Annotated in this window: 9 protein-coding genes; 4 read left to right on the top strand and 5 right to left on the bottom strand. The window is 75.3% G+C overall.

Annotated features, from left to right (window positions below):
• Window positions 1-51: 51 nt before the first annotated feature.
• Entirely contained in the window at window positions 52-1011 is a 960-nt protein-coding gene (locus tag HGCM_RS09105) for a DMT family transporter (RefSeq protein ID WP_019136537.1), read from the bottom strand.
• 44 nt (window positions 1012-1055) lie between these two features.
• Entirely contained in the window at window positions 1056-1661 is a 606-nt protein-coding gene (locus HGCM_RS09100; protein WP_019136536.1) for a flavodoxin family protein, read from the bottom strand.
• Window positions 1662-1768: 107 nt separating this feature from the next.
• On the opposite strand from HGCM_RS09100, the gene HGCM_RS09095 reads away from it, so the two are divergent.
• From HGCM_RS09095 to HGCM_RS09080, 4 genes are read left to right on the top strand one after another with little or no spacing between them, the layout of a single operon-like run.
• The gene (locus HGCM_RS09095; RefSeq protein WP_019136535.1) at window positions 1769-2236 is read left to right on the top strand and encodes a hypothetical protein; all 468 of its coding nucleotides are present in this window, start codon (window positions 1769-1771) and stop codon (window positions 2234-2236) included.
• A gap of 16 nt (window positions 2237-2252) precedes the next feature.
• Complete coding sequence (locus tag HGCM_RS09090) at window positions 2253-3482, top strand: NRAMP family divalent metal transporter (protein ID WP_026075367.1); 1230 nt, start codon at window positions 2253-2255, stop codon at window positions 3480-3482.
• A gap of 10 nt (window positions 3483-3492) precedes the next feature.
• Window positions 3493-3930, top strand: coding sequence for a hypothetical protein (locus HGCM_RS09085; RefSeq protein WP_019136533.1), 438 nt, complete (start codon window positions 3493-3495; stop codon window positions 3928-3930).
• Window positions 3917-4252 (top strand): PRC-barrel domain-containing protein, encoded by a 336-nt coding sequence (locus HGCM_RS09080; RefSeq protein WP_019136532.1) that lies wholly within the window; start codon window positions 3917-3919, stop codon window positions 4250-4252. The genes HGCM_RS09085 and HGCM_RS09080 overlap by 14 nt, the downstream gene beginning before the upstream one ends.
• Window positions 4253-4255: 3 nt before the next feature.
• Here HGCM_RS09080 and HGCM_RS09075 read toward each other — a convergent pair whose 3' ends face one another.
• The 3 genes from HGCM_RS09075 to HGCM_RS09065 all read right to left on the bottom strand — a co-directional run bounded on the left by HGCM_RS09075 (window position 4256) and on the right by HGCM_RS09065 (window position 6401).
• The gene (locus tag HGCM_RS09075; RefSeq protein ID WP_019136531.1) at window positions 4256-4981 is read right to left on the bottom strand and encodes a DUF72 domain-containing protein; all 726 of its coding nucleotides are present in this window, start codon (window positions 4979-4981) and stop codon (window positions 4256-4258) included.
• A gap of 46 nt (window positions 4982-5027) precedes the next feature.
• Window positions 5028-5885 carry an SDR family oxidoreductase gene (locus HGCM_RS09070; RefSeq protein ID WP_019136530.1) on the bottom strand — a complete coding sequence of 286 codons (858 nt, stop codon included), beginning with the start codon at window positions 5883-5885 and terminating at the stop codon, window positions 5028-5030.
• Between the two features lie 93 nt (window positions 5886-5978).
• On the bottom strand, window positions 5979-6401 hold the full coding sequence (locus tag HGCM_RS09065) for an SRPBCC family protein (protein WP_040399672.1): 423 nt from the start codon (window positions 6399-6401) through the stop codon (window positions 5979-5981).
• Between the last annotated feature and the right edge of the window lie 13 nt (window positions 6402-6414).

Below are 6414 nucleotides of genomic sequence, written 5' to 3'. Positions count from 1 at the left end.
AGCCGGCCGCTCGGCGCGTCGCGCGTCGCGCGCCGGAGCCGGCCGTCGCGCTCAGTGCCGTGGCGGCGCGGGCTGCTCCGCGGCGGCCTCCACGGCCGGACCCTCGACCGCGGGCGCGGGACGCGGCGCCCGCCCGGCGCGCTGCGCCACGACGACGCCCAGGACGACGAGCGCCCCGCCGACCGGCTCGTACCAGTGCAGGCGCTCGTCCAGCACCAGCATGCCGAGCACCACGCCGACGAGCGGCGTGAGGTAGGTGACGGTGGAGGCGCGCTGGGCGCCCCAGGCGTCGACCACCCGCGTGTTCCACACGTACGCCGCGCCGGTCCCGAGCGCGCCGAGGGCGACCATCGCGCCGACCAGCGGCCACGACACCTCGACCGGGCCCCGCGCCACGAACGGCGCCGCGGCCAGCATCACGAGGGCCGCCACGCCGACCTGCCCGGCCGCCACGGTCTCCGCGGGCAGGCGCAGCGGGCCGACGAACCGGCGCAGGTACACCATCCCGACGCCGTACGACGCGGTCGCCCCGAGGCAGGCGAGGACGGCGGCGGCGCTGGACGTCACGCCCGCGCCGACCCAGGTCCACGGGCCGACGACGACCACCACGCCGAACGCCCCGACGAGCAGGCCGAGGCGCTGCCGCGCGGTGAGCCGCTCCGACGGCAGGAGGACCGCCGCCCACGCCGCGGTCATGAGCGGGGTCGTCGCGTTGAGGATGCTGGACAGCCCCGACGACTGCCGCGCACCGGCCCAGGAGAACAGCAGGAACGGCACGACGCAGAGCACCACCCCGAGCACGGCGAGGTGCCCCCACGTGCGCAGCCCCCGCGGCCAGCGCCGCCGCAGCACGAGCATCGTGACGACGAGGGTCACCGCGCCGAGGACGACCCGCGCGAGCACCACCTGGGCCGGGGACATCGCGTCGACGCCGACCTTGATGAACAGGAAGCTCGAGCCCCACACGAGGGCGGCGGCGAGGTAGTAGGCGACGGTGCGACGGTCGTTCACCCGGGAACGGTCGCCCACGGCGGGTCCGTGTGGCAAGCGGCGCGTCAGCCCGCCGGGTACGGGCTCTCGCGCAGCAGGCGCGCGACGTGCACCGCGTGGCGCGCGAGCGTCGCGGTCGTGCCGGCGGTCACCTCGGGCGTCTCCGGCAGGTCCTGGTAGTCGGTGCCGCCCATCGCCTCGCCCACCCAGTACGTCACCGCGGCGGCCGGCACCGTGAAGCCCACGTCGTTGAGGGCCTGGAACAGCTCGGCGCTCACGTGGTGGGCGCCGTCCTCGTTGCCGACCACGGCGACGGCGGCGACCTTGCCGTACGTGAGCAGCCGCCCCTCGTCGTCCGTCTCGGACAGCTCCGCGTCGAGACGCTCCAGCGCACGCTTGGTGACCGAGGAGGGCTGGCCGAGCCAGATCGGGGTCGCGAGCACGAGGATGTCCGCGGCCAGCACCTGCGCGCGGATCGCGGGCCACGCGTCGCCCTCCCCCATGTCCGTCTGGACCCCCGGCCGCACGTCGTGGTCGACGAGCCGCACGACGTCGCCCGTCACGCCGTGCTCCTCGAGCGCGGCGAGCACCTGGCGGCCCAGCAGCTCGCTGGAGGAGGGCTTCGGCGACGGCGTCAGCGTGCCGACGAGGACGAGAGCGGTGAGCGACATCAGGCCAGGCTGCCCCGCTGCCGGTCGTCCCGCGACCGGGGGCGCCGCCCGGGTTCCCGACCCGGGCTCGACGTGCGGGGCGGCCGGGTCAGGGCCACGATGCCGTCGTGATCCACCGAGGGGTGCGTGCGACGCGGGTGGCCGCCGCGACCGTGCTGGTCACGGCGCTGGCCGGCTGCTCGCTGGGTCCCGCCTCCGCCCCGGACGCGGCGGACCCGCGGCTCGTCGACGCCCTCGACGAGGCGACGTCCGCCGTCGGCACCGCGACCCTCGCCGCCGACCTGCTCGACGAGGGCCGGCTGACGGCCACCGTCGCCGACACCGCGCTGCTGGACGCGCTGCGCGTCGTCGGGGAGGCCGACGACGCGCTGACCACGCTCGTGCCGCCCGACCCGTCGGCCGCGCAGCACCGCGACGAGGCGCTGCGGGCGGTCGGCACGGCGACCGACGCCGTGGTCGCCGCCCGGGGGTGGGCGAACGGCGTCGAGGGCGACCACGCGGTCGTCTCCGCCGGGCTCGACGGCGCGGCGTCCGCCCTCGACGCGCTCACGACGCGTCTCGAGGGCTCGTCGTGACGGTGGGGAGCCGGTGGTGAAGCGGCTCTTCGCGGTCGCGCTGGGCATCCTCACCGCGATCGGCGGGTTCCTCGACATCGGCGACCTCGTGACCAACGCGGTGGTCGGCTCCCGGTTCGGGCTCTCGCTCGCGTGGGTGGTCGTCGTCGGCGTCGTCGGGATCTGCCTGTTCGCGCAGATGTCCGGGCGCGTCGCGGCCGTGAGCGGCCGGGCGACGTTCGAGATCATCCGCGAGCGGCTCGGGCCGCGGGCCGCGGGGGCGAACCTCGCCGCCTCCTTCGCGGTCAACCTGCTGACGCTCACGGCCGAGGTCGGCGGCATCGCGCTCGCGCTGCAGCTCGCGAGCAGCGTCGAGCCCCGGCTCTGGATCCCGGTCGCCGCGTTCGCCGTCTGGCTCGTGATCTGGCGGACGAAGTTCTCCGTCATGGAGAACGTCACCGGCCTTGTCGGGCTCACGCTCGTCGTCTTCGCGGTCGCCGTGTTCCTCCTCGGCCCCGACTGGGGCGAGCTCGCGCAGCAGGCCCTGCGCCCCGCCGCGCCGGCGTCCGAGGGCCCGGCCGTGTACTGGTACTACGCGATCGCGCTGTTCGGGGCGGCGATGACGCCGTACGAGGTGTTCTTCTTCTCCTCGGGAGCGCGCGAGGAGAGGTGGACGCGGCGGGACCTGGCCCAGTCGCGCGCCAACGTGCTGGTCGGCTTCCCGCTCGGCGGAATCCTGTCGGTGGCCATCGCGGCGTGCGCGGCGATCGTCTTCCTGCCGCGGGGGGTCGAGGTATCCTCCCTCTCGCAGATCGTGCTGCCCGTCGCGCTCGCGGGCGGCAAGCTCGCGCTCGCGCTCGTCATCGTCGGGATCGTCGCCGCCACGTTCGGCGCCGCGCTGGAGACCGCGCTGTCCAGCGGCTACACCCTCGCGCAGTACCTGGGCTGGCCCTGGGGCAAGTTCCGCCGCCCCGCACGCGCCGCGCGCTTCCACCTCACGATGATCGTCGCGCTGCTGGTCGCGGTGGCGGTGCTCATGACCAGCGTCGACCCGATCGCCGTCACCGAGTTCTCGGTGGTCTTCTCGGCCGTGGCCCTGCCGCTCACCTACCTGCCGATCCTCGTCGTCGCCAACGACCCGGAGTACATGGGCGACGCGGTCAACGGCCGGGTGACGAACGCGCTCGCGCTCGTCTACCTCGTCGTCATCCTCGCGGCGTCGCTCGCCGCGATCCCGCTGATGATCGCCACCGGCGCCGGCTCGTGAGGAGGTCGTCGTGAAACGCCGCGTCCCGCTCTCCAGCCGCCCGTTCCCCGCCGACGAGCAGCTGCCAGCCCCGCCCCGCCCCGCCGGGCGGGTGCTGGACGCCCGCCTGCACCTGCTGGACCGGCAGGTGCACGACGTGGACGAGACCCCCGTCGTGGTCGTCGACGACCTCGAGGTGCGGGGCACGGACGGCGACGAGCACCCCACCGGCGCGCAGGAGGCCGTGGTGACGGCCCTGCTCTCGGGGCCGGTGCTCGGCACGCGCGTCTTCGGGGGGCGTCCGCCCGCGACGCGCTGGCACCGCATCGCGTGGTCCGACGTCACCGAGGTCGGGGTGGTCGTCCGTCTCGGCGTGCGGGGCGACGCCCTCGACGTCACGTGGACCGAGCGCTGGGTGCGGGACCACGTCGTCGGCCGGATCCCGGGAGGACGCCATGATCCTGGGTGACCTGCTCGACGCCCACGTCCGCGACGACCAGGGGCGCCGCCTGGGGTACGTGGTGGACGTGCGGCTGGTGCTGGACCGTCCCGCGTCGGGCCTGCTGGCCGTCCCGCGCGTCCACGGGCTGCTCGTCAGCCCGCGCACCTCCTCGTCGTTCCTCGGCTACGAGCGGCGCGACGTGCGCGCCCCGGCGCTGCTCGCGCGCTGGCTGCGCCGCCGGCACCGCGGCACGTTCCTCGTGCTGTGGCCCGACGTCGAGCGCCTGGGCGACGACGAGGTGGTGCTGCGCACCGGCTACCGGCGCTGGTCGCCCGTGCTCGACGCGTGACGCTCAGGCCAGCAGCTCGCGCAGGCGCAGGGCGTTGCGCACGGCGTGGCCCTCGCCGTCGTTGTTGAAGTACGCGACGACGTCGTGCCCGGTCCCGGTCCACTCGCGCACCCGGTCGGCCCACCACCGCAGGTCGTCGTCGGAGTACGACCCCGCGTACAGGTGCTCGTCGTCCGGCCCGTGGAAGCGGACGTAGACGAGGCGGGCGGTCGCGCGCAGGACGCAGGGGATGTGCGCGCCGCTCACGACGACGTAGGACGCGCCGCGCCGCTCGAGCAGCTCGAAGACCTCGTCGACCTGCCACGTCGGGTGCCGCAGCTCGACGGCGACCTGCACCCACGAGGGGACGCACCGCAGGAACCAGTCGAGGCGGGCGTCGTCGCGCTCCTGGTCCGGGCGCAGCTGGACCAGGAGCGGACCTCGCCGGCCCCGCAGCTCGTGCAGGCCTCGCGTGATGCGCTCGACCCACACCTCGGGCTCGAGGAGCCGCCGGGCGTGCGTGAGCCCCCGCGGCGCCTTGACCGTCATCTCGAAGCCGTCGGGCAGGCGCTCGCGCCACGACGCGAAGGCGGTGTCCCGCGGCCACCGGTAGAAGCTCGCGTTGAGCTCGACCGTGTCGAACTCCGCGACGTACCGCTCGAGCCGCCGCGCCGCGGGCAGCCCCGGCGGGTAGAGCACGCCCGCCCAGTGGTCGTACGACCACCCGGACGTGCCGATCCGCACGCTCATCGGCGCGCACCGCCGGGACCGCCCACGGACCTCCCGTCCACCGCCGTCAGAAGACGGCCTTCCCGCCGGTCACGCCGAGCACCGTGCCGGAGACGAACGACGCGGAGGCCGGGTCCGCCAGGAACACGAACGCGGGCGCCACCTCGGCCGGCTGGCCCGCCCGCCCGAGCGGCGCGTCCTGCCCGAACTTCTCGATCTTCTCGGTGGGCTGCGTCGCCGGCTGCAGCGGGGTCCAGATCGGGCCCGGCGCGACGGCGTTGACGCGGATCCCGCGCGAGCCGAGCTCCGACGCCAGGTTGACCGTGATGTTGTTGATCGCCGCCTTCGTCGACGCGTAGTCGAGCAGGGACGGGGACGGGTCGTACGCCTGGATCGACGTGTTGTTGATGATGGCCGCGCCCTCGCCGAGGTGGTGCAGCGCCTCCTGCGTCACCCAGAACAGCGCGTAGAGGTTCGTCTTCATCACCCGGTCCAGCTCGTCGGTCGTGACGTCCTCGACCGACCCGCGACGGGCCATCTGGAAGCCGGCGTTGTTGACCAGCACGTCCAGGCCGCCGAGCTGCTCGACGGCCGTCCGCACCGTCTGCCGCGCCTCGTCCTCGACCGTCAGGTCGCCGGGGACGAGCACGCACCGGCGACCGGCCTCCTCGACCCAGCGCGCCGTCTCGCGCGCGTCGGGCTCCTCCTGCGGCAGGTAGCCGATCGCGACGTCGGCGCCCTCGCGGGCGAACGCGATCGCGACGGCCCGGCCGATGCCGGAGTCCCCGCCGGTGACCAGCGCCCGCTTGCCGGCCAGCCGGTCGTGGCCCACGTAGGACTGCTCCCCGTGGTCGGGCGTCGGGTCCATCTCCCCGGTGAGCCCCGGCGGCGTCTGCTGCTGGGCGGGGAACGACTGCTCGCTCATGATGTCCTCCTCGTGGCGGTCGGGTCCGTGACGGGCCCGCGCCCCGTGACCACCGCCGGGCCGCGGGCGTGGGGTTCGGTGGGGACGCCCGGGTCAGGACGTCGTGCCGGGACGTGCCGCGAGCGCCTCCAGGCGTCGCAGCGTCTCCCGGTTGCGGGCGCCGATCGCCAGCGTCCGCAGCGGCCGTGGCACCAGCCGGCCGGGGCCGTCGGTCGCGTCCTCCGAGATCCGGACGACGGACCCGTCGCCGCGGGGTCGCACCTCGATCCGGATGCGCGCCTCCCCCGCCGGCCAGCCGCGCGCCTGCAGCTCGATGCCGCTCGCGGCGTCCCACGCGACGACCACCGTCTCGTCGTCGATCACCAGCGGCCACACGCCCACCGAGTGCTCGATGCGGGCGCCGGGCTGCGGGAAGCCCCGCTCGACCGCACGGATGCGGGACGTGCCGACGACCCAGGCCGCGTAGGACCACCCGTCGGCCAGCACGTCGAGCACCGCCCGCGGCGGTGCGGCCATGGCGCGCACGACG

It is taken from the genome of Cellulomonas massiliensis JC225, assembly GCF_000312005.1.
GTDB classification, from domain to species: Bacteria; Actinomycetota; Actinomycetes; order Actinomycetales; family Cellulomonadaceae; genus Cellulomonas; species Cellulomonas massiliensis.
The sequence above is the reverse complement of the archived record's forward strand: the minus strand, read 5'-3'. Positions and strand labels throughout refer to the sequence as shown.